Annotated in this window: 20 protein-coding genes; 16 read left to right on the plus strand and 4 right to left on the minus strand. The window is 59.6% G+C overall.

Features of this window, described 5'->3' with window-relative positions:
* The first annotated feature begins 23 nt into the window (after positions 1-23).
* From AACX78_RS17645 to frdD, 6 genes are all read left to right on the plus strand, one after another.
* Positions 24-749, plus strand: a complete 726-nt coding sequence (locus tag AACX78_RS17645; RefSeq protein ID WP_159167558.1) for a glycerophosphodiester phosphodiesterase — start codon at positions 24-26, stop codon at positions 747-749.
* A gap of 117 nt (positions 750-866) precedes the next feature.
* Positions 867-2,744 (plus strand): methyl-accepting chemotaxis protein, encoded by a 1,878-nt coding sequence (locus tag AACX78_RS17650; protein WP_159166978.1) that lies wholly within the window; start codon positions 867-869, stop codon positions 2,742-2,744.
* Between the two features lie 516 nt (positions 2,745-3,260).
* On the plus strand, positions 3,261-5,045 hold the full coding sequence (gene frdA, locus AACX78_RS17655) for a fumarate reductase (quinol) flavoprotein subunit (protein ID WP_059111472.1): 1,785 nt from the start codon (positions 3,261-3,263) through the stop codon (positions 5,043-5,045).
* A complete protein-coding gene (locus AACX78_RS17660) occupies positions 5,038-5,772 on the plus strand; it encodes a succinate dehydrogenase/fumarate reductase iron-sulfur subunit (RefSeq protein ID WP_021138210.1) in 735 nt (244 codons plus the stop codon). Before frdA ends, AACX78_RS17660 begins: the two co-directional genes overlap by 8 nt.
* Positions 5,773-5,788: 16 nt before the next feature.
* Entirely contained in the window at positions 5,789-6,187 is a 399-nt protein-coding gene (locus AACX78_RS17665; RefSeq protein WP_021138209.1) for a fumarate reductase subunit C, read from the plus strand.
* 11 nt (positions 6,188-6,198) lie between these two features.
* Entirely contained in the window at positions 6,199-6,555 is a 357-nt protein-coding gene (frdD, locus tag AACX78_RS17670; protein WP_021138208.1) for a fumarate reductase subunit FrdD, read from the plus strand.
* A 57-nt stretch (positions 6,556-6,612) separates the two neighbouring features.
* On the opposite strand, the gene AACX78_RS17675 is transcribed toward frdD, so the two are convergent.
* The 3 genes from AACX78_RS17675 to AACX78_RS17685 form a co-directional block, all read right to left on the minus strand.
* A complete protein-coding gene (locus AACX78_RS17675) occupies positions 6,613-7,389 on the minus strand; it encodes a substrate-binding periplasmic protein (RefSeq protein WP_159166979.1) in 777 nt (258 codons plus the stop codon).
* Positions 7,390-7,438: 49 nt separating this feature from the next.
* Complete coding sequence (locus AACX78_RS17680) at positions 7,439-8,668, minus strand: winged helix-turn-helix domain-containing protein (protein ID WP_159166980.1); 1,230 nt, start codon at positions 8,666-8,668, stop codon at positions 7,439-7,441.
* Positions 8,669-8,742: 74 nt separating this feature from the next.
* The gene (locus AACX78_RS17685; protein WP_159166981.1) at positions 8,743-9,381 is read right to left on the minus strand and encodes a class I SAM-dependent methyltransferase; all 639 of its coding nucleotides are present in this window, start codon (positions 9,379-9,381) and stop codon (positions 8,743-8,745) included.
* A gap of 238 nt (positions 9,382-9,619) precedes the next feature.
* On the opposite strand from AACX78_RS17685, the gene AACX78_RS17690 reads away from it, so the two are divergent.
* The 7 genes from AACX78_RS17690 to AACX78_RS17720 all read left to right on the plus strand — a co-directional run bounded on the left by AACX78_RS17690 (position 9,620) and on the right by AACX78_RS17720 (position 16,308).
* Entirely contained in the window at positions 9,620-10,264 is a 645-nt protein-coding gene (locus AACX78_RS17690) for a thermostable hemolysin (protein ID WP_159166982.1), read from the plus strand.
* Complete coding sequence (locus tag AACX78_RS17695; protein ID WP_159166983.1) at positions 10,261-11,757, plus strand: AMP-dependent synthetase/ligase; 1,497 nt, start codon at positions 10,261-10,263, stop codon at positions 11,755-11,757. The genes AACX78_RS17690 and AACX78_RS17695 overlap by 4 nt, the downstream gene beginning before the upstream one ends.
* Positions 11,754-12,410 carry a TenA family transcriptional regulator gene (locus AACX78_RS17700; RefSeq protein ID WP_021138202.1) on the plus strand — a complete coding sequence of 219 codons (657 nt, stop codon included), beginning with the start codon at positions 11,754-11,756 and terminating at the stop codon, positions 12,408-12,410. The genes AACX78_RS17695 and AACX78_RS17700 overlap by 4 nt, the downstream gene beginning before the upstream one ends.
* A gap of 70 nt (positions 12,411-12,480) precedes the next feature.
* Positions 12,481-13,350, plus strand: a complete 870-nt coding sequence (locus AACX78_RS17705) for an SDR family oxidoreductase (RefSeq protein ID WP_159166984.1) — start codon at positions 12,481-12,483, stop codon at positions 13,348-13,350.
* 1 nt (position 13,351) lies between these two features.
* Positions 13,352-13,984, plus strand: coding sequence for a tetratricopeptide repeat protein (locus tag AACX78_RS17710; RefSeq protein WP_159166985.1), 633 nt, complete (start codon positions 13,352-13,354; stop codon positions 13,982-13,984).
* 112 nt (positions 13,985-14,096) lie between these two features.
* Positions 14,097-14,786, plus strand: a complete 690-nt coding sequence (locus tag AACX78_RS17715; RefSeq protein WP_005317257.1) for a response regulator — start codon at positions 14,097-14,099, stop codon at positions 14,784-14,786.
* A 76-nt stretch (positions 14,787-14,862) separates the two neighbouring features.
* Positions 14,863-16,308 (plus strand): ATP-binding protein, encoded by a 1,446-nt coding sequence (locus AACX78_RS17720; protein ID WP_159166986.1) that lies wholly within the window; start codon positions 14,863-14,865, stop codon positions 16,306-16,308.
* Positions 16,309-16,382: 74 nt separating this feature from the next.
* On the opposite strand, the gene rloA3 is transcribed toward AACX78_RS17720, so the two are convergent.
* Positions 16,383-16,886 (minus strand): retropepsin-like aspartic peptidase RloA3, encoded by a 504-nt coding sequence (gene rloA3, locus AACX78_RS17725; RefSeq protein ID WP_159166987.1) that lies wholly within the window; start codon positions 16,884-16,886, stop codon positions 16,383-16,385.
* 403 nt (positions 16,887-17,289) lie between these two features.
* Here rloA3 and AACX78_RS17730 point away from each other — a divergent pair, with 403 nt between their 5' ends.
* The 3 genes from AACX78_RS17730 to efp all read left to right on the plus strand — a co-directional run bounded on the left by AACX78_RS17730 (position 17,290) and on the right by efp (position 20,265).
* Positions 17,290-18,333: a GMP reductase gene (locus AACX78_RS17730; RefSeq protein ID WP_058393805.1), complete on the plus strand. Its 1,044-nt coding sequence runs from the start codon at positions 17,290-17,292 to the stop codon at positions 18,331-18,333.
* A gap of 132 nt (positions 18,334-18,465) precedes the next feature.
* Positions 18,466-19,653: an elongation factor P maturation arginine rhamnosyltransferase EarP gene (gene earP / locus AACX78_RS17735; protein ID WP_159166988.1), complete on the plus strand. Its 1,188-nt coding sequence runs from the start codon at positions 18,466-18,468 to the stop codon at positions 19,651-19,653.
* Between the two features lie 45 nt (positions 19,654-19,698).
* Complete coding sequence (gene efp / locus AACX78_RS17740) at positions 19,699-20,265, plus strand: elongation factor P (protein WP_021138194.1); 567 nt, start codon at positions 19,699-19,701, stop codon at positions 20,263-20,265.
* Positions 20,266-20,300: the final 35 nt, after the last annotated feature.

The following is a 20,300-nucleotide window of genomic DNA, read 5'->3' on the forward strand; positions in this document are numbered from 1 at the left end:
CGGGACATAAAAGGAGTTATATGATGCAGATCATCGCCCATCGCGGGGCCAGTGGCCTGGCGCCGGAAAATACCCTCAAGGCCATCCAGCTGGCGCTGGAACTGGGGGCCCAAGCCATCGAAATAGACGTGCAGCAGGCCGATGGCGAGCTGTGGGTATTCCACGACCGGCGGCTCGAGCGCTGCACTGACGGAAGCGGCGTGCTGACAGCCCAATCTTGCGCCTATCTGGCCAGTCTGGATGCCGGACAAGGGGAGTCGATCCCTACCTTGTGGCAGGTGATGACGACCATCGCCGGTCGTGCCGAGCTGCACATAGAGCTGAAAGGGGCGCACACTGCCAGCGAGGTGGCCTTGCTGACCCGGCGCGCCGAAGCCGAACTGGGTTTCACACCGGCTCAGTGGGTCGTCTCCTCCTTCCACCACCCGGAACTGGCCCGTTTCGCCGCCTTGCGACCCGAGATCCGGCTTGGGGCGCTGACCGCTACCCTACCACTCACCCTGGCCCGCTTTGCTGCCGAGCTCGGAGCCTGGTCACTCAACTGTGATGTGGACTTCGTCGATGAGGCGCTGGTGCAGGATGCCCACAACCGCGGGTTGAAAGTACTGGTTTATACGGTCGATCATGGGGACGATCTGACCGCACTGGCGGCCATGGGGGTTGACGGCATATTTACCAACCGGCCGGATCGCTTCCTGCCCTCGAAGCAAGGGGACTCATTACTTCGGCAGGAGATCCCTAAGCGCTGATTTAGGCTATAAATTTAAGTGCGCACCGGGATACAAAAAGTTCAACTTTGGCCGATAAGAGTTGGCTCATAACAATAACACCTCACATCGCAGACTGACGCTCACAAGGATGTACACATGAACTTATCCATCAAGAACAAACTTGTCCTCGCCATCGGGGTCATTATCCTGGTCATCACAGGCCTGCAAGTCTGGTACAACACCTCCCAACTGCGCAGCGAAACCCAGCGGCTGGTATGGAATATCATTGACGAAAGCTCGGTGGCCAACGTCAAGGGGATCTCCCGCTGGCTCGATGCCAGGATCAACATGGTCACCTCCACCAAGGAGGCCTTCGCCAAAGAAGATGAGCCGATCAGCCACCTGGCTCAATCCATGAACGCGGGGGGCTTCGACCTGGTTTATGCCGGCACCACTGATGGGCGCATGATCCAGAGTAAACCGACCGACTTGCCGGCCGGTTACGATCCCCGCCAACGCCCCTGGTACAAGGATGCAATGGCCGCGGGCAAACTGGCCATCACCTCACCCTATGCAGACGTCACCACTGGCCAGTTGATCGTGACCATTGCCGAACCCTTCCAGCGTGGCAATACCCAGGGGGTCATCGCCGGAGACCTCTCCATCAGCTCGCTGGTTTCTGACATTCTGGCGGTCACCACAGAAGGCACCTACGCCATTCTGGTAGACAGCAATGGCACCATCATCGCCCACCCCGATGCCTCCTTGAGTCTGAAGCCCGCCACCAGTCTGGCGCCTGAGTTGACAGCGGCTTACATCAACCAGGTGGCCCACGATGGCATGATCAATGAGCTGGTGATCAGCGGCAAGAAAGAGGTCTTTGACTTCAACGCGATCCCGAATACCAACTGGTATTACGGCATGATGGTGGACGAAGCTGTGGCCTATCAGTCCGTCTCCCGCATGGTCACCTCCGCCCTGCTGCAAGGTTTGCTGACCATTCTCATCGTGGCCGGTTTCTCCTATGTGGCCATCAACGGTTCACTGGCTCCGCTGAAAACCCTGGGGGAAGCCATTGCCGACCTCTCCCGTGGCAACGGTGACCTGACTCGCCGCATCAAGATTGAGCGCGAAGACGAGGTGGGCGTCGTGGCAAAACATGTGAACACCTTCATCGATCGCATCCACGTGATGGTGCAGGATATTTCCAACTCCTCCGGCCAGTTGAACCATCAGGCCAAGTCCTCCCACAACATGGCGGAGAAAGCCAACCAGGGTCTGGCACGTCAACAAAACGAGATCTCCCAGATCGCCACGGCTGTGCACGAAATGTCAGCTACTGCGGTGGAAGTGGCCAACAACGCCGAGCAGACCGCCGATGCGGCCCGCAGCTCCTCCAGCAGTTGTGAGCATGGCAAGCAAGTCATCGCCCGCAACCAGCGTTCCATCACGGATCTCGCCACTCAGGTCAAACAGGCCTCCGGCATCATTCAGGAACTGGAGAAGAACGCCCAGGAGATCAACACCATCCTCTCTACCATCCAGGGGATCGCCGAGCAGACCAACCTGCTGGCGCTCAACGCCGCCATCGAGGCTGCACGGGCGGGTGAGCAGGGTCGTGGCTTTGCCGTAGTCGCCGACGAGGTGCGGGTGCTGTCACAACGTACTCACAGCTCCACCGTCGAGATCCGCAGCATGATTGAGACGCTGCAACGCAATACCCAGGGCGCTGTCAGCACCATGCACGAAGGCCAGTTGCTGGCCCAGAACAGCGTGGAAGATGCGAACGATGCCACTCAGGCACTGGAGCAAATCACCACCTCCATCAACCAGATCTCCGACATGGCGACCCAGATATCCAGTGCCGCCGAGGAGCAGCGTGCCGTCACCGACGAGGTCAGTCGCAACATCCAGGCGGTCAAGGATGTCTCCGACGAGCTGGCAGTCGATGCCGACAGCTCACGCAACCTCTCTGAACAACTTAAAAATATTTCAGGTGAACTGAGCAATCAGGTCGGCATGTTCCGCATCTGATCAGCACAAACCAAAGGGGCCATGCAGGCCCCTTTTTTTATGAAAAAATGCTTTTGTTTCAATAGTTATTACCACATGAACCGTCTGGACTATGCGGAAATAAATGCTCATCCGACACAGTTCCCCGTCATGAAACGACAAATCCCACTCCGCACTTGGATTAGTTTTTTTAACTCAAACAACCCAACACGAATCAGTGAATAATTCTTATTAAATATTTTTGATAAAAAACTTAAAAACTTTATGGGTAATACCTAAAAAGAGAGGTGTTTCTCATTTTTTTGAAAGAAAACTACGTATAATCCTGAGCTTAAAATAACCATAGCAATGACAGCGGCTGATACCGATAACTGAAGGATGGCGATAATTACGGCGTTTTCATCCAAGGAATGGGGTGATTTTAATAAAACTCACCATTGCCAAGCACTAAAACAAACCAGTTTGACTTGCATCAAGCCTGAATTTTTTTAATAGAGCAAAATCGTGCCCAGCAAATCTATCCCTAAGGAGGCAGATGTGGATATTATCAAGACCGATGTCGCCATCATCGGTGCCGGTGGTGGTGGCCTGCGTGCCGCAATCGCCATAGCAGAAGCCCACCCGGAGCTGGAGATCGCCCTGATCTCCAAGGTCTACCCGATGCGCAGCCACACAGTGGCCGCAGAGGGCGGTGCCGCCGGTGTTGTCCGTGATGATGACTCCCTCGAAAACCACTTCAACGACACCGTATCCGGTGGCGACTGGTTGTGTGAGCAAGACGTGGTCGACTACTTCGTCAACAATGCCACCAAAGAGATGGTTCAACTTGAGCACTGGGGTTGCCCCTGGAGCCGCAAGCCGGACGGCAAAGCCAACGTACGTCGCTTCGGCGGGATGAAGATCCCCCGCACCTGGTTCGCGGCTGACAAATCCGGTTTCCACATTCTGCACACCCTGTTCCAGACCTCCATCAAGTATCCAACCATCAAGCGCTTCGATGAGCACTTCTGCATGGACTTGATCGTGGAAGATGGCCGCGTGCAGGGCGTCCTGACCTTCGATATCCAGAACGGCATCTCCCGCTTCATCCAAGCCAAGTCTGTCATTCTGGCTACAGGTGGCGCCGGTCGTGTTTACCGCTACAACACCAACGGTGGCATAGTCACCGGTGACGGCATGGCCCTGGCATACCGCCATGGTGTGCCATTGCGCGACATGGAGTTCGTTCAATATCACCCGACCGGCCTGCCTGGCACCGGCATACTGATGACCGAAGGTTGTCGCGGTGAAGGTGGCATTCTGGTCAACAAGGATGGCTACCGCTATCTGCAAGACTATGGTCTGGGCCCGGAAACCCCGGTCGGCCAGCCGAAGAACAAGCACATGGAGCTGGGTCCCCGTGACCGTCTCTCCCAAGCATTCTGGCAAGAGCAGCAGAAAGGCCGCGTGATCCAGGGCCCGATGGGCGACGTGGTTCACCTCGACCTGCGCCACCTCGGCGAGAAGTATCTGAAAGAGCGTCTGCCCTTCATCTGCGAGCTGGCCAAGGCCTACGTGGGTGTGGATCCGGTCAAGGAGCCGATCCCGGTACGTCCGACTGCCCACTACACCATGGGGGGTATCGAGACCAACGGTCAGTGTGCTACCCGCATGCCGGGTCTGTACGCCCTGGGCGAGTGTGCCTCCGTCGGTCTGCACGGCGCTAACCGCCTGGGCTCCAACTCCCTGTCCGAGATAGTGGTGTTCGGCAAGGTAGCGGGTGAGCACGCTGGCGAATTCGCCAAGACCCAAGCCCACGGCGACACGCAAGCGCTGGCCGCCAAGGCCGAGCAACTGATCAAGCAGCACCTCTCGCTGATGGACATAGACGGGACCGAAAACCCGGCCGATATCCGCAACGAATTGGGCATGTCCATGGAAGCCGGTGTCGGTATCTACCGTACCGAAGAGCTGATGCAAGGCACCATCGACAAGATCAACGAGCTGAAGGCACGCTACAAAAAGGTCAAGATCAACGACAAGTCCTCTGTCTTCAACACGGATCTGCTGTACGCCATCGAGCTGGGCTACATGCTGGATGTGGCCGAAGCCATGGCGCACTCCGCTCTCAACCGGAAAGAGTCCCGCGGTTCCCACCAGCGTCTGGACGGTTACGAAGAGCGTGATGACGTGAACTTCCTCAAGCACACCCTCTCCTTCTACAACCAGGAAGGCGCCCCGACCATCGATTACTCCGATGTGAAGATCACTAAATCCCAACCGGCCAAGCGTGTGTACGGTTCCGAGGGTGAGAAACAAGACGAGGCTAAGAAGAATGGCTGAGATGATCGAAATTGAAATCCTGCGTTATCGCCCGGAGCAGGACAACGAGCCCTGGATGCAGACCTTTCAGGTGCCTTACCTGAAAGAGATGTCCCTGCTGGATGCCCTGCAATACATCAAGGATCAGCTCGACTCCACCCTGAGCTTCCGCTGGTCCTGCCGGATGGCGATCTGCGGCTCCTGCGGCATGATGGTCAACGGCATTCCCAAGCTGGGTTGCAAGACCTTCCTGCGCGATTATCTGCCAGGCAAGATGACCATAGAGCCGCTCAACAACTTCCCGATCGAGCGCGATCTGGTGGTCGACATGTCCGATTTCATCGAGAAGCTGGAGAGCATCAAGCCCTACATCATCCCGAGCGAACCGCGCAGCCTGTGTGATGGCGAGTACACCCAGACCCCGGCCGACATGGCGAAATATCACCAGTTCTCCATGTGCATCAACTGTGGCCTGTGCTACGCCGCCTGCCCGCAGTATGGCATCAACAAGAAGTTCACCGGTCCTGCGGCGCTGGCGCTGGCCTATCGCTACAACGTCGACAACCGTGACAGCGCGTCCAAAGAGCGGATGAAGATCATCAGCCAGGACGAAGGCGTCTGGGGTTGTACTTTCGTGGGTTATTGCTCCGATGTCTGCCCCAAGGGCGTGGATCCGGCTGCAGCCATTCAGCTTGGCAAGGTCGAGAGTGCCAAGGACTACATGATCGCCATGTTCAAGCCAGATTGAGATCAGGAATGAGACCATGAACAACACCAATAGCAAACGTAAGCCTTACGTCCGCGAAATGAAGAAAGACTGGTGGCTGAAGAATGCCTTCTACACCGGTTACATGATCCGCGAAGGCACCAGCATCTTCGTCTCCATCTATGCCGTCGTGCTGATGTGGGGTCTGCTGCGTCTGGTTCAGGGTCAGGAAGCGTTCAACGGCTGGTTGGAATCCCTGCAAAGCCCGATCGCCATCCTGTTCCACGTCATTGCGCTGGCAGCCTGCCTGTTTCACGCCAAGACCTGGTTCGCCCTGGCGCCCAAGGCCATGCGCATCTTCCGTGGTGAAGACCTGGTGCCGGAGAAGCCGATCGTTATCGCCCAGTATGTGGCGCTGGCGGTGGTATCCCTGCTGATCCTGATAATCGTGGCTTGAGGAGATTAATAATGAGACGTTCTGACGAGCCCATCTACTGGGGATTGTTTGGTGCCGGTGGCATGGTGGTTGCCATGCTGCTGCCGGTGATTGTCCTCATCACAGGTCTGCTGGTGCCCATGGGCATCATGGACGTGGAGACCATGAGCTTTGATCGTGCCCACGCATTCGCCAGCTCCTGGTGGGGTGCCTGCATACTGCTGGTGATCATCGCCCTGCCGATCTGGCACGGCATGCACCGTATCTACCACGGTCTGCATGATCTGGGGATCCACACAACCAAGCTGCACCACTATGTGTTCTATGGCTTCGCCTTCCTGGTGTCTGCCATTACCGTCGGTCTGCTGATGGTGCTGGTATTCCAGTAAGCGCATATTGATTGACTGAATGACAAACCGGGCCAAGTGCCCGGTTTTTTATGGATCTCACTCCATCGGCGGCAGGAAGCTGCGCATCACCTCGTCGCTGTAACCGCTGTCCTGAAACGAGATCAGCACCTGATTGAGGCGGGTAACCAGTTCGTACCCGCGCGGGGAGCCCTTGCTCACTAGCAGATAGAAGCCTTTGCGGCTGGGCAGGGAGAGGTTGAGCAGGCCGCTCTCACTCCGATAGATGCCAAGGCCAATTCCACTCACCAGCGGTTCTATTTCACTTGGCAAGAAATCACAGCGATCCCGCCCCAGCATATCCAGCGCCTGCTGCAGCTGCTTGACCAGATGGGGCTCCCGCGTCAAGCCATAGGGGGCATAGTTGTAACCAATCACACCGCACACACGGGAGCGATTGACCGTTTGCAGATCCGGCGCCTCGGGGAAGCGGCGCTTGAGATAGAAAAAACCGAGGTGGGTGTAGTAAAGCGGCACGCTGTAGAGGGCATATTCGGCCCGCTCCGGCTTGTAGCTGGCATCCCAGGTCAGCTCGCACAGGCCGTTCTGACGATAGTCCGCCAGCTCCTGCTGCACCCGCGCCCAGGGCAGATAGCGGATCTGGTATGAGATCCCCAGCTTTTTCAGGGACTCGAGCACCAGAGTAGTGGCCGAGCCAGTGAGTCGGCTGATATCGGGTACGCCATCCTTGCGCTCCCAATAGGTAAAGGGAGCCCATTCGTTCCCCTCCCCCAGGCAGATCTGCACCTGCGGTTCGGCCGCCTGAGCCAGACTGCCGGCTCCCAGCCCCATCAACAGCAAGATTGTTCGGTTCATTGCCCCCTCCTTGACTACCTTTGCAGCTTAGTTCAGTCGGCCAGTCCCCTCATGTCTCAGACCTGCCTGTGTCACGCCACAGCGCCAACAGGGGCGCGGGAATGACGCCGTATTGCAGAGCCGGCGTCTGATGCCAGTCGGCCAGCTTTTGCAGCGCTCTGGCCAAATCCTGCGCCAGGGTACGGGTCACTCTCACCCCATCTTCCAGATAGAGGCTCTTGATCTCGAAGATCCCCTGCTGGCGATGGGCCTTGGCATCCATGCGCCCCACCAGCTTGCCACGGTGCAGCAGCGGCAACACGAAGTAGCCATACTGGCGCTTTGGCGCCGGGGTATAGCACTCGATGCGATAGTCAAAGTTGAACAGCTCGCTGACCCGCTTGCGATCCCAGATCAGGGGATCAAACGGCGACAGTACCGTGGTGTGGGTCGCCTTGAGGGTGCCGGCCCGGGCCATGGCCAACTCATCGGCGAGGGACGCATGAACAAAGGCGCCGTGCTGCCACCCTTCCACCCGTACCGGCAACAGCTCCCCCTCGTCCGCCAGCTGATGGAGCAGGGCATCGTATTTACCGCGGCGCAGCCGATAGTAGTCGGCGACCCAGCCGGTCTTGACCAGCCCAAGGGCGCGGCAACTTGCCTGCACCATTTCCCGCAGGACCTGTTCCTGGCTCGGCAAATCCCGCTCGTCACACCAGTCGGGCATGACCCGCTCGGCGAGATCATAGACTCGCTGGAAATTGCGCCGCTCGCGCACCATCAGCTGGCCTGCGGTAAAGAGCACCTCAAGATGGCGTTTCTCCGGCTTCCAGTCCCACCAGCCGTTGCCCTTCTCCCCCTTGCGCTCAAAGTCGGCGGCCCGCACCGGGCCATGCTGGCGAATACGCTCGATAATCTGGCCTATCTCCTGCTGATGGGTGGCTAGCCAGTTGGCCGAAAACTTCCAGCCCATGGCGGCAGGATCCAGCATGCGATGACGCAGCAGCCGGTAATCCTCGCGGGGAATGAAACAGGCCTCATGGGCCCAATACTCGAAGATGTCCCCCTCGGCCAACAGTTGTTCGAGCCAGCAAGGATCGTACTGCCCCAGTCGGCTGAACAGCACCAGATAGGGGCTGCGCGCCACCACTGAAATGGTATCTATCTGCAGCAGCGCCATACGCCGAATGGTCGCCAGCAGATCCGCAGGCTTGGCCTTGGCACGACGCGGGGTCAGCAGCCCCTGGGCTGCGAGCTGCAGGTGGCGGGCATCTTGCAGTGACAAATGAGGGATCGACATGGAAATAGGGGCATCCGTTCCGGGGTTTAAGGCCACCAGCATGCCCAACTCATGACCAAATGAAAACGCCCTGCTCAGGGTTTGGTGAAGACGACCACATCCCCATGGGGAAACAGGACGTCGGCCTGCCAGCGAATAGCTAGAGCACGAAACGATGCCTCGGCAAAAAAGACGATGTGGGTCGGGTCGTGGCGGTAGCGCCAGGTTTTGAAACGGTCATCGTCCAGCACCCGCTGGGTCTGCAGCACCAGGATGCCGCCGGGCTTGAGGCAGCCCCAGAGCGCGTCCAGTGCTGCACGCGGGTCGGCGATATGCTCGATTACCTCAGTGCTGGTGATGAAGTCATACTGGCGGGTGAGCAAGTCGGGAAGATCGGCATAGAACTTGTCATAACCCGCCATCTGGTAGCCCGCCTCCCGCCCCATGGCGATGAGCGCAGGCCCGGGGCCACAGCCAAAATCGAGGCCGCTGGCCGGTGGCGGCACCCGGCTCAGCACCTCGCCGAAGGCGCGCATCAGAAAATGGCGGTAGCGGGGATCGTCCACCTGATTGTCGTGTCCGTCATACACTGCCTTCTCCGCTGACGGCCCCAGATGATCGGCACCATCCAGCCAGACCAGCTCGCAGGACCGGCAACGATGGTAATGCTTGCCGGCCACCGGCAGCGCATAGGAATCGACTGCACCGCACAGCGGGCAAGGAGACGGGCACATGGGATTTCCTCACGAGAGTGACAGGCCCAATCCGGGATGGGCTCGAAATGGGCGCCAGCTTGCCTGCCCCGGCGGCCGCTGACAAGGGGTTTTGTCCCATGGAATAACCGCCTGCAGCCCCGCTAGTTGCGGCTGTTTTCTGTTCCTTTGGGTAAAAATGAGGCTGTTCTTCCCACTCTTAAGTGTTTCTTAAGTTTGCCCCTTTAGTCTGACCCTAACAGACAAGAAGGAGCCATCCATGACCACAGACATTCAAGCCCCCTACCGGCTGATCCTGGCCGACACACCGGAACAGGTCATGGCCTTGCAGGCTTATATTCAGGCCGCCTACAGCCACGAATTCGATGCCCGTATCCCCCACTTCCTGCCCTGCTTGCTGGGTCTCTACCGGGCCGATGGCTTGCTGGTCGGCGCCTGTGGCCTCAAGCAGGCCAGCGAGGAGCGCCTCTATCTGGAACAGTATCTGGATCAGCCCATAGAGGCAGCTATCGAGACCAGGCTGGGTGTGCGTGCCCGGCGGGATCGCATCGTCGAGGTCGGCAATCTGGCCTGCAACGAACCGGGCAATGCCCGCCTGATGTTTGCGGCGCTGTGTCGTTTGCTGTGCGACAACGCCCTCGATCACGTTGTCTTCACCAGCACAGCCAAGCTGCGCAACAGTTTTCATCGCCTCAGTCTCAACCTGATCGAGCTGGCCCCCGCCAGGGCCGACCAGGTCGGAGAGGATGCCAATGCCTGGGGAGCCTACTACCACTGCCAGCCCAAGGTGATGGTGGGTGACCTCAATCAGGGGCGGCAAGCCCTGGCCCAGGGCAGCTTGCTGCTCTCCTTGCTCGCCCCCATGCCATCCCTGTTCAACTGCCCGCAGCGGAGCGCCTTATGATGCTGTTCGACCGGATAGCCCACTTCGCCCACAGTGATCCGCACAGCACGGCGCTGAGCGGCAGCAATCATAGGATCAGCTACGAACAGTTGTGGCTGCAGATCTCCGCCCTGGCCGATCGCCTGCAACAGGCAGGCATTGCCCGGCTGGCACTGCAACTGGATAACGGCCTGCCCTGGGCGCTGATCGATCTCGCCTGTGCAAAGGCAGGCATAGTGGTCATTCCTGTGCCGCACTTTTTCAGCCCGGAGCAGCAGGAGTGGCTACTGGAGAGCAGCGGCGCAGATGCCCTGATCGGCCCTCATCATCAGGGCTGGCAGGCAAGTGCGCCACTGCTCCTCTCTGTGGGTGAATTGCCATTGTGGCGCATCCAGCCGGTACGGGTGCCCACCCTGCCCGCTGGTACCGCCAAGATAACCTACACCTCCGGCAGCACGGGGCAACCCAAGGGAGTCTGTCTCTCCCTTGAACATATGATGGCGGTCTGTGATTCGCTGGCCCTGCGAGTCGCCCCGGCGCAGGTAGAGAAACACCTGACCCTGTTGCCGCTGACCACACTGCTGGAGAACCTGACCGGCCTCTACGTGCCGTTGCTCACCGGCGCCTGCAGCCGTATTCCCTCGCAGGGAGAGCTGGGATTTTCCGGCTCCAGCAAGCTGGATCCGGCCACCCTGACCCAGGCCCTGCTGCGCTGGCCTACCCACAGCCTGGTGCTGGTGCCCGAGTTGCTGCGCCTGCTGATCGCCCTGTGCAGTGCCAATGTGGCACTGGCCGAACGCCTCACCAGCCTGCGCTTCGTCGCCGTGGGCGGCGGCAAGGTCGCCCCCGAGCTTATCAGCCGTGCCCGCAAGCTGGGGCTGCCGGTGTTTGAAGGCTATGGCCTGTCGGAATGCGGCTCCGTCGTCGCACTCAATGGGCCTGATGGCCACAGCCTCGGCAACGTGGGTCAGCCTCTGCCTCACTGCCGGATCAAGATCGCCGCTGATGGCGAGATCCTGGTGGAGGGCGCTGCCATGCTGGGTTATTTGGGCTCAGACGAACAACAACCCGCCCGGTTTGCTATCGATGATCCTTCTACCGTGCAGATCGCCACCGGCGATCTGGGTCATCTGGATGAGGCGGGTTACCTGCACATCACGGGGCGCAAGAAGAACGTGCAGATCACCGCCTTTGGCCGCAACTTCTCCCCCGAGTGGGTCGAGGCCGAAGCCCAGCTCTGTCCGGCCATTGCCCGCATCGTGATCTTCGGCGATGGTCAGCCCGCCAACGTCGCCCTGATCCAGTCGCGACCCGGTGCAGACGCCCAGCTGGCGCAACAGGTTGAGCAGCTCAATCAGCGCCTGCCCGACTATGCCCGTATCCATCACTGGCTGCCGGTGACACTGGATCAGCATCCCGATCTGCTGACCGCCAACGGTCGCCCCCGCCGCGAGCGGATCTATCACCATTTTTCCCGTCAAATCAGCCAATGCCTTACCGGAGAGACCTCATGAGCTTCTATCACACGCTGCAACATGCCACCGCATCGGCACGGGAACATCTGTTCAATGCCCCCATCATAGAGGCGTGCCGCAAGGGAGATATCTCCCGTGGCACCTATGTTGATTTTCTGTCTCAAGCCTTCTACCACGTGCGCCATACGGTACCGCTGCTGATGGCCACAGGCGGCAAGCTGGGTCAGGAGTACGAATGGGTACGGGGCGCCATTGCCGAATATATCGATGAGGAGTATGGCCATCAGGAGTGGATCCTGAACGATATCCGCGCCTGTGGCGGGGATGCCGAGGCAGTGCGCCATGGCCAGCCCGGTCTGCCCATCGAGCTGATGGTGGCTTTTCTCTATGACCAGATCCAGCGCGGCAACCCCATGGGATTCTTCGGCATGGTGCAGGTGCTGGAAGGCACCAGTGTCGCCATCGCCCTGACCGTGGCCGATCAGTTGAAGGCGGGCCTCGGTCTGCCACCTCAGGCCATGAGCTACCTGAGTTCCCACGGCACCCTGGATCAGGAACATCTCAAGTTCTTCGAGTCCCTGATGAACCGGGTTGAAGATCCCGCCGATCAGGCCGCCATCATCCACTCGGCCAAGGTGGTTTATCGCCTCTATGCCGACATGCTCTATCAGCTGACAGACAACCCGCAATGAGACGGCAAAGGGAGAAAGACATGTCGCTCACCCACGGCAGGCTCAATCAAGGAACAGGAACCCCAACCCGATGAAACTGCAAGGAAAGCGAGTGCTGCTCACGGGCGCAAGCGGCGGGATCGGCGAAGCACTGGCCCAGGAGCTGGCGGCGCAGGGGGCACACCTGTTGCTGCACGGTCGCCGAGCCAGCGTGCTGGATCGCCTCTGCAAGGAGCTGCCCCATCCGGAACACCACCAGACAGTGGTCGCCGATCTGGGATCCCACCAGGAACGGGCCCGTTTGCTGCAACACCCTGCATTGGAAGAGGGGTTGGATGTGCTGATCAACAACGCTGGCTGCAACCAGTTCGCCTGGCTGGAAGATCAAAGCGCCGAGCAGGTGGAGCGTCAGCTGCTGCTCAATATCGAGGCCCCTATTCAGCTTACCCGCACCCTGCTGCCCCATTTGCGCAAACCCGCCATCATCATGAATATCGGCTCCAGCTTTGGTGCAATAGGGTATCCGGGTTACAGCGTCTACTGTGCCAGCAAGTTCGCCCTGCGCGGCTTTAGCGAAGCGCTGGGACGGGAACTGGAAGGCTCCGGTATCAAGGTGCTGCACTTCGCTCCCCGTGCGACCCGTACCCGTCTCAACTCAGAGGCAGCATACGAGATGAATGCCGAGCTCGGTACCCAGACCGACAGCCCGCAGGAAGTTGCCGAAGCCGCCGTCATCGCCCTGTGCAACGAGACCAGCCGCAGTTGGCTCGGCTGGCCGGAAAAACTGTTCGTGCGGCTCAATGCCTTGCTGCCCGGCATCGTCGATCGGGCGCTGGCCAAACAACTGCCCATCATTGAACGCTACGCCCGCCACCTTCCACCAAGGACGGCAGACACCAGCGCAAGCGCTGCGCCGCAACCGGCATTGTCCCGCCCGATCCCGACCAAAAAGGAACCTTGATATGAGCTTTTCCCTTAACTCTGCCACCTCCTGTGCCATCGCCCTCCTGCTGGGTTCAAGCTGTGTCGCGGCTGCGGATGATGTGCTTATTCCGATCCAGCAACAGTGGGCCGTCTGCCAGTACCAGCAAACCGGCAAGGCCAAGGAGATCTGCCTTGAAACCCTGAGCAGCCAGGCCGATCAGGCCAGCGCCAAAGAGGCCTTTCGGACCGACCTGCTGATCTGGTCGGCCATCGTCAAGAGCACCTGGGCCGGCGCCAAGGGTGGGCTTGACGCCCTGGGTCTGGTGAAAGAGGCCAAGGCCAAACTGGAGATCGCCCTCAAGCAGGATCCCAAGGCGCTGGAAGGCTCTGCCTACACCAGTCTGGGCTCACTCTACTACCAGGTACCGGGCTGGCCGGTGGGATTTGGCGATGATGAAAAGGCAGAGGAGCTGCTCAAGCAGGCGCTGGCACTCAACCCCGCCGGCATCGATCCCAACTTCTTCTATGGTGACTTCCTGCTGGATCAGGGTCGCAAAGCCGAAGCGAAAACCTATCTGGACAAGGCGCTGGCCGCACCGGACCGCCCCGGCCGCGAGCTGGCAGATCAGGGCCGTCGCCTCGAAATCCGCGACCGGCTCGCCAAGCTATAAATCACCCTGATAAATCAGTGATGTAAACTCTGCCCGCCCGCTTGCATACTGGTGGGCAGCGTCGTTTATGTCACTGGCGTAAACCATGAACTAGGTAGCAAGAGGGAACACAATGCGGATCCTGCTGGTAGAAGATGATGTGATGCTGGGCGATGGCATGGTGGATGCCCTGCGCAGCAGTGGCTACACGGTGGACTGGCTGCAGCAGGGGCTGCCCGCCCTGTCTGTGCTCAAGAGTGAGGAGTTCGCCGCCCTCATTCTGGATCTCAATCTGCCGGACATCGACGGCATCAGCTTGCTGCGCAAGTTGCGCCGGGAAGGCCAGGTGCTGCCGGTACTGATCCTCACGGCCCGCGATGCCCTGGACGACAGGGTGCTGGGGCTGGATGCGGGATCCGACGATTACATGGTCAAGCCCTTCGCCCTGCAGGAGCTCAATGCCCGCCTGCGCGCCCTGGTGCGACGCAGCAAGGGGCAAGCCCAGGCTGTGCTCGAATACGGCGACATCCTCATCCACCCGGAGTCACAACAGGTCACCTATCGGGGCGAACCGGTCAAGCTCACCCCCCACGAATACAAGCTGTTGCAGGAGCTCGTTACCCAGAGCGGCCGGGTACTGAGCAAGGATCAGTTGCAGCAGAGCCTGTATGGCTGGGATGAAGGCGCCGAGAGCAATGCGGTGGAGGTGCATATCCACCATCTGCGCAAGAAGTTCTACAGCGACCTCATCCGCAATATCCGTGGTGTCGGTTACATAGTCCCCCAGCTTGAACAGTCACAGCACAAAGGTCACCTTGCATGAGTCACCCTGGTTCAGCTCGCGGCAGCGGCAACATATCCCCCGACTCTGAGCAGCCACAGCACAGGGAGCCCTTTGCATGAATCACCCCCGCTCCATCCGCCGCTTTCTGCTCTCCGGCATATTGGCGCTGGTCAGTACCAGCCTGGCCATCAGCGCCCTTATCGGTTATCTGGAGGCGAGCCACGAGATGGAGGAGCTGTTCGATGCTCGTCTCGCTCAATCCTCCCGCATCACCAACCAGCTGCTCAGCCGCTATCTGGATCAGCACAGCGCCCTGCCCGCCAACGGCACCGTCTATGAAGAGTGGGAGCAGCACAACCCGGACCAGTGGCAAAAGGACACCAGCTTCAATCTGCGAGGAGAAGACAGGGAGCTGACCCCCCTTGGACACGAGTTCGAGCGCAATCTCTACTTTCAGCTGCTCAATGAGCAAGGCAGCATACTGCTGCGCTCCCCGAGCGCCCCGAACCAGCCCTTGGTCGAGCTGGCCCCCGGCTTCAACACGGTAGAAAAAGACCGGCATCAATGGCGCACTTTCACTCTCTATAACCAGAACGAGCATACCTGGCTCGTCGTGGCGGAGCGGGATGACGAGCGCAGTGAACTGGCCAGCAAGATGGCTACCCTGGCCATGTTGCCGCTGCTCATCACGCTGCCCTTCCTGCTCGGTCTGCTGTGGTGGCTCATCTCCCGTGGCTTGGCGCCACTGCGACTGCTGGCACAGGCCATAGGCGAACGTCATCCTGCCAACTTGAGCCCGCTCAACCTGAAGATCCGCGCCCAGGAGCTGACCCCGCTCACCGACGAGATCAACCGCCTGATGCACGCTCTGGCCGACACCATAGATCGGGAGAAGCAATTTACCAACGAGGCGGCCCACGAGCTGCGCACGCCGCTGGCGGTACTGCGCATCCACAGCGAGAATGCGCTGGCCGCCGAGGATGACGCCAGCCGCCAGCAGTCACTGCACAAGATGTTGCTGGCGCTCGATCGCAGCGATCGCTTGATCCGCCAGTTGCTGACCCAGGCGCGCATCGACAGCCAGCAAGGATTGGAGCTGACCGAACTTGACCTGGGGAATTTGCTGCAAGGCACACTGGCCACGCTGGCGCCCATCGCCCTTAAAAAGGGCCAGCAGCTGTCACTGGAGGGAGCCGAACACTTGACTGTGATGGGTCAAAGCACACTGCTGGATCTGATGTTCAGCAACCTCATCGACAACGCGCTGCGTTACACCCCGGCCCAGGGCGAGATCGCGGTCGAGGTACAGCAGGAGGGCAATCGGGTCAGGATCGATATCCGCGATACAGGCCCCGGCATACCCACTGCGGCTCTGTCGCGCCTGTGTGAGCGCTTCTTTCGGGTCAATCCCCAGCAAGGTGACGGCGTCGGGCTCGGCATAGCCATCGTCTCGCGCATCGCCCAGTTGCACGGCGCAGATCTGGACATCCACAACCGGCCAGAGGGGGGACTGGAAGTCAGCGTGCGGCTGCCAGCGCCGCCCCTGCGCGCCTTGGCATAAAGCTGGCAATGCGCATCAATAAAAAGTGGAGGCCGGGGCCTCCACTTCCTTGTTCATGACATTCACATTGACCTTCAACGGCAAGCGGGCTTCACCGTAAAGGTTTGGCTCGAATCCACTGCACCCAGCTCCGCCAGCAAACGACGGCCAATCAGCACCGGATAGATCATCTTGCTGCGATCCCGCAGGGTGAACCACTCCTTGTATACCTTGTCCCCCAGGCAGATGGACATGGTCACCGTCGGCCGCTGCTCCATACCGCCAGCGCCTCGCACCTTGACCATGCGCTCCACCGGACGCTCCAGCGTCTGGCTCACCGGCTTGTCGGTGTTGGCATCGGTCAGTTGCAGGGTAAAGCGCACCCAGGATTTGCCATCGCGCTTGAAGTGGTGCAGATCCCGCGCATCCATTGAAGAGGTCAGTGCGCCTGTATCGAGTTTCATCTTCACCGCCACACTGCCTGGCATGATCAGTCCCTTCTCAATCCAGCCATACACGGCAGGGGACGCTGCCGCCCATGCCATTCCCGGCAGGGAGAGGCAAGCCAGCAGCAAGGTCATGGTTCGCAATACAAGCATCTTCATTCCTCGTCAGATCAGGGCCGACAAGGGCCCGAGAGGCCAAGAGTGGGGATGGAAACGCCTGCTGTCAACTGACGAAACGCGGCGTCATGCCGGTGAGCGCGGCGCTCGAGCTGCCCGCGTCAGGATCACGGCCTCAGGCCACAAAGGGATTCTTTTGAAGCGTTAAGTGGCGGAGGCGTTCGGAGAAAAAGTGGTGCTGGATGACACCTGAGGCTGCGCTCAGGTTGTGACGCCAAAGGCTACCACAATGATGTGTGAATTATCAGTCTTGTTCTGGCGGGATTTTTGCCTACACTGTTGTAAACCGGAGGCCCTGAAAACCGCCGGTTTTTTTGCGCCTGCCGAAAATTGACCACTGCAAAAGTGACTTTCAACAAGGCTCAATAAGGAATTCGTAATGCGTATCGAAGAAGACTTGAAGCTCGGTTTCAAGGATGTCCTGTTCCGCCCCAAGCGCTCTACCCTCAAGAGCCGTTCCCAAGTCAGCCTGACCCGTCAGTTCACCTTCAAGCACACCCAGACCCAATGGCAGGGCGTTCCCGTCATCGCCGCCAACATGGATACCGTCGGCAGCTTCGCCATGGCCAGGACACTGGCAGGCTTCGAGATGATGACAGCGGTACACAAGCACTACAGCCTTGAGCAGTGGCAAGCCTTCGTCAACAGCACGGATCCGGCACTGCTCGGCCATGTGATGGTATCGACCGGCACCTCCGAAGACGATTTCACCAAGACCCGCCAGATCCTGGCCATGTCAACCGCCCTGCGTTTCATCTGCGTGGACGTGGCCAACGGCTACTCCCAGCACTTCGTCGAGTTCCTGCGCAAGATCCGTGAAGCCTGCCCGAACCATGTCATCCTGGCGGGCAATGTGGTCACCGGCGAGATGGTCGAGGAGCTGATCCTCTCCGGCGCCGACATCGTCAAGGTCGGCATAGGCCCGGGCTCGGTCTGTACCACCCGGGTCAAGACAGGGGTCGGCTACCCCCAGCTCTCCGCCATCATAGAGTGTGCCGATGCGGCCCACGGTCTGGGCGGCCAGATTGTCGGTGACGGCGGCTGCACCTGCCCGGGTGACGTGGCCAAAGCCTTCGGCGGCGGCGCCGACTTCGTGATGCTGGGCGGCATGCTGGCAGCCCACGAGGAGTGCGGCGGCGAAGTGGTGGACGTGGATGGCACCCCCTTCATGAAGTTCTACGGCATGAGCTCATCGAGCGCCATGGACAAGCACGCCGGCGGCGTCGCCGACTATCGCGCCTCCGAGGGCAAAACCGTGCTGCTGCCCTACCGCGGCCCGGTCGAGAACACGGTGCGCGACATCCTGGGCGGCGTGCGCTCTACCTGCACCTACGTGGGTGCCAGCCAGCTCAAGGAGCTCACCAAGCGCACCACCTTCATCCGGGTGCGCGAGCAAGAGAACAACGTCTACGGCAAGGAATGAACCTGCCCCTGCTGTCTGCCAGCGCAACGCGATGAGCCAGGCAGGCTGACGGCAGTCCCTTAGAAGCCAGCCCACCGGTGTGCTACCCTGCACACCGGTTTTTTTGTATCTCTTTTCCATCGGTGCCCTCACATGACAACCTCTTCGCCACTCAAACTACCGCCATTCGACTGGGATATTTTCTGCTGCGTCGTGGACAACTTCGGCGACATAGGCGTCACCTGGCGGCTCGCTCGTCAGTTGAAACAGCAAGACCAGGGTAGCGTCAGGCTCTGGGTGGACGATCTGGCCAGCTTCGCCCGCATCTGTCCGGGGCTCGATCCCGCGCTGGACGGTCAGTGGCAACAGGGCATCTATATCCAGCACTGGCACAACGCGCTGCCGGCGGATGTGATACCGGCAAAGGTGGTCATAGAGGCGTTTGCCTGCGAACTGCCCGCTGCCTTTACCCAACGTATGGCGCAGCAGCAGCCAACCCCCTGCTGGATCAATCTGGAGTACCTCTCAGCCGAACCCTGGGTTGAAGATTGCCACGGCCTTGCGTCGCCCCAGCGGGTCGGCGACCTGAGCCTCAACAAATACTTCTTCTTCCCGGGCTTCACCCCCAGCACCGGCGGCCTCTTGTGCGAACAGGGGCTCATCGCCGAACGTGAGCAGTGGCAACAGGATGAGACTGGCCTTGCCGCCTACTGGGCCAGCCTGGGATTGCCGCCCAAAGGGGACAATGAGCTGAGAGTCAGCCTCTTTACCTACGAGAGCGAGGCGCTTGTGAGCCTGATAGAGGGCTGGTGCCAGAGCCCAACCCCCGTCACTTTGCTATTGCCGCTGGGGCGCTCGCTCAATGACGTGCTGCGCGGCGCCGGCCTTGCGAGCGCCATCGTCACCGCCAAGGCGGGGGCTCTGCTGCACGCGGGCAGTCTCACCATCAAGCTGCTGCCCATGACGGATCAGGCAGGCTACGACCGGCTGCTGTGGAGCTGCGATCTCAATCTGGTGCGCGGCGAGGACTCCTTCGTGCGGGCACAGTGGGCCGCCCGCCCCTTCCTGTGGCACATCTACCCGCAGGAAGAGCAGGCCCATATGGTCAAGCTGGAGGGTTTTCTCGATCACTATCTGGCGGACTTTCCCCCGGAGGCAGCCCAATGGTTGCGGGCTTTCAACCACGCCCTCAACCTGGGGGAAGATACCAGCAAACTTTGGGCCCAATGGCCCCGATATAGCGCTATTTGGCAGCAAGATGCGCGAAGCTGGTCACAGAAGCTGCTCGAGGACGGGGATCTCGTCACGCGGTTGGTGAAATTTTTAGAAAGCCGTATATAATCTGGCAGTTTTTATCCGTCCGTTTCACGAACAGGAATTTTTTACATGAAAACCGCACAGGAAATCCGCGCTGGTAACGTAGTCATGATCGGCACCGAGCCGATGGTGGTCCAGAAGGCTGAGTTCAACAAATCCGGCCGTAACTCCGCCGTGGTCAAGATGAAACTGAAGGGTCTGCTCAACGGTAGCGCGACCGAGACCGTATTCAAGGCCGACGACAAGCTGGACGTGGTTCAGCTGGAGCGTAAAGAGTGCACCTACTCCTACTTCTCCGATCCCCTGTATGTCTTCATGGATACCGAGTACAACCAGTACGACGTCGAGAAAGACAACCTGGGTGACGTGCTGAACTACCTGGTAGACGGCATGGAAGACATCTGCGAAGTGACTTTCTACAACGAGAAAGCCATCTCCGTAGAACTGCCGACCACCATAGTTCGCGAAGTTGAGTACACTGAGCCGGCCGCCCGTGGCGACACCTCAGGTAAAGTGACCAAGCCTGCCCGCCTGAAGGGCACTGGCTACGAGCTGGCGGTTGCCGCCTTCGTAGAGATCGGCGACAAGATCGAAATCGACAGCCGCACCGGCGAGTTCAAGCGTCGCCTCTCCTGATCGACCCCTTGAATTGAATGCAAAAAAGCGAGCCA

It is taken from the genome of Aeromonas sp. 9A (assembly GCF_963900955.1).
GTDB lineage: Bacteria > Pseudomonadota > Gammaproteobacteria > Enterobacterales > Aeromonadaceae > Aeromonas > Aeromonas salmonicida.

Coding starts and splice junctions, on each gene's coding strand:
- AACX78_RS17645 (WP_159167558.1), top strand. CDS start 24: ATGCAGATCATCGCCCATCGCGGGGCCAGTGGCCTGGCGCCGGAAAAT.
- AACX78_RS17650 (WP_159166978.1), top strand. CDS start 867: ATGAACTTATCCATCAAGAACAAACTTGTCCTCGCCATCGGGGTCATT.
- AACX78_RS17660 (WP_021138210.1), top strand. CDS start 5,038: ATGGCTGAGATGATCGAAATTGAAATCCTGCGTTATCGCCCGGAGCAG.
- AACX78_RS17665 (WP_021138209.1), top strand. CDS start 5,789: ATGAACAACACCAATAGCAAACGTAAGCCTTACGTCCGCGAAATGAAG.
- frdD (WP_021138208.1), top strand. CDS start 6,199: ATGAGACGTTCTGACGAGCCCATCTACTGGGGATTGTTTGGTGCCGGT.
- AACX78_RS17675 (WP_159166979.1), bottom strand. CDS start 7,389: ATGAACCGAACAATCTTGCTGTTGATGGGGCTGGGAGCCGGCAGTCTG.
- AACX78_RS17680 (WP_159166980.1), bottom strand. CDS start 8,668: ATGTCGATCCCTCATTTGTCACTGCAAGATGCCCGCCACCTGCAGCTC.
- AACX78_RS17685 (WP_159166981.1), bottom strand. CDS start 9,381: ATGTGCCCGTCTCCTTGCCCGCTGTGCGGTGCAGTCGATTCCTATGCG.
- AACX78_RS17690 (WP_159166982.1), top strand. CDS start 9,620: ATGACCACAGACATTCAAGCCCCCTACCGGCTGATCCTGGCCGACACA.
- AACX78_RS17695 (WP_159166983.1), top strand. CDS start 10,261: ATGATGCTGTTCGACCGGATAGCCCACTTCGCCCACAGTGATCCGCAC.
- AACX78_RS17700 (WP_021138202.1), top strand. CDS start 11,754: ATGAGCTTCTATCACACGCTGCAACATGCCACCGCATCGGCACGGGAA.
- AACX78_RS17705 (WP_159166984.1), top strand. CDS start 12,481: ATGAAACTGCAAGGAAAGCGAGTGCTGCTCACGGGCGCAAGCGGCGGG.
- AACX78_RS17710 (WP_159166985.1), top strand. CDS start 13,352: ATGAGCTTTTCCCTTAACTCTGCCACCTCCTGTGCCATCGCCCTCCTG.
- AACX78_RS17715 (WP_005317257.1), top strand. CDS start 14,097: ATGCGGATCCTGCTGGTAGAAGATGATGTGATGCTGGGCGATGGCATG.
- AACX78_RS17720 (WP_159166986.1), top strand. CDS start 14,863: ATGAATCACCCCCGCTCCATCCGCCGCTTTCTGCTCTCCGGCATATTG.
- rloA3 (WP_159166987.1), bottom strand. CDS start 16,886: ATGCTTGTATTGCGAACCATGACCTTGCTGCTGGCTTGCCTCTCCCTG.
- AACX78_RS17730 (WP_058393805.1), top strand. CDS start 17,290: ATGCGTATCGAAGAAGACTTGAAGCTCGGTTTCAAGGATGTCCTGTTC.
- earP (WP_159166988.1), top strand. CDS start 18,466: ATGACAACCTCTTCGCCACTCAAACTACCGCCATTCGACTGGGATATT.
- efp (WP_021138194.1), top strand. CDS start 19,699: ATGAAAACCGCACAGGAAATCCGCGCTGGTAACGTAGTCATGATCGGC.